Origin of the sequence: Globicatella sanguinis NBRC 15551 (assembly GCF_001552295.1) — a bacterium.
Taxonomy (GTDB): Bacteria; Bacillota; Bacilli; order Lactobacillales; family Aerococcaceae; genus Globicatella; species Globicatella sanguinis.
On sequence record NZ_BCQX01000228.1, the window covers coordinates 1 to 1,175 of the forward strand.

Here is a 1,175-nt window from a genome sequence, read left to right on the forward strand (position 1 = left end):
AATTTGACACTATCAATTTTAATAATGTTTTGAATTTTTTTAATCAGATGTTATACTATAAATAATCAAATACTGCTTTTAGGAGGAACATACGTGCAACAAACTTACTTTTTAGGCGGATACACAAAAAGAGTTAATAAAGGAATATCCTCAGTCACATTTGATCCAAGCAAGACTAAATTCGGACCAGTCATCCCTGTTTCTGCTCTCAATAATCCAACTTGGTTAACCCTTAATGAAAATAAAGATACCTTATTTGCTATTAGTAAAGCTGATAAAGGTGGTCTGACAGTACTGAAAAAAGATGCCAATGGTATTTTCATTACACAATCAGAATGCTTTGCAACTGAGATTCCTGGGTGTCATATTTCATATCATGAAGCAACACGTACTGTTTATGTTTCGAATTATCACCATGGGTCCATCGATATTTACCGTTATAACGAAGCAGGAGAACTCTCATTCATTGAGCAAGTCACTCATTCTGGTTCAAGTTTTCATAAAAACCAACAATCACCTCATGTTCATATGACTCATTTTAGTAAAGATCAATCCCAATTATATGTTTGTGATTTAGGAACGGATGAAGTATATGTCTATGATATACAAAATGATGGTTTACTATCAGAATTTTCAGTAACGAAATTCCCTGCCGGCACAGGACCGCGTCATATCACACTTCACCCAACCTTAGACGTGGCTTATGTCATTGGTGAACTTGGTAACACGACTTCAGTGGTGAGAATTAATGAAGACAAGACCTTAACTGTCATTAACACTTTACCAAATGTTGATGCATCTGAAGTAGAGACCTCAGCTGGTGCGGCTATTCGTATTACTCAAGATGGTCAATTCTTATATTGCTCAACTCGTTTTTCAAATGTAATTACAGCATTTAAAGTAGATTCTGTTGGAATGTTAAGTGAAATCCAAAGAATATCAACTTATGGTGAAATTCCTCGTGATTTTATCTTAGATGAAACTGAAAAGTTTTTACTTATTCCACATCAAGACACCGATATGATTACTGTATTAAATCGTGATACAAAATCTGGTTTATTGAAAAAAGCTAAAGTAACGGCCTTAGCACCAGAATGTGTCAATATTGTCCTAGCGTAATTAATATTTCTAGCACATTCAATTCGAATCAATTGGGAATAGGAAAGACAACATAT

Annotated in this window: 1 protein-coding gene; it reads left to right on the top strand. The window is 34.3% G+C overall.

All coding sequences use genetic code 11. The features are described from left to right. Positions 1 to 93: 93 nt before the first annotated feature. Positions 94 to 1,119 carry a lactonase family protein gene (locus tag GSA01S_RS10255; protein WP_066127313.1) on the top strand — a complete coding sequence of 342 codons (1,026 nt, stop codon included), beginning with the start codon at positions 94 to 96 and terminating at the stop codon, positions 1,117 to 1,119. The last annotated feature ends 56 nt before the right edge of the window (positions 1,120 to 1,175 follow it).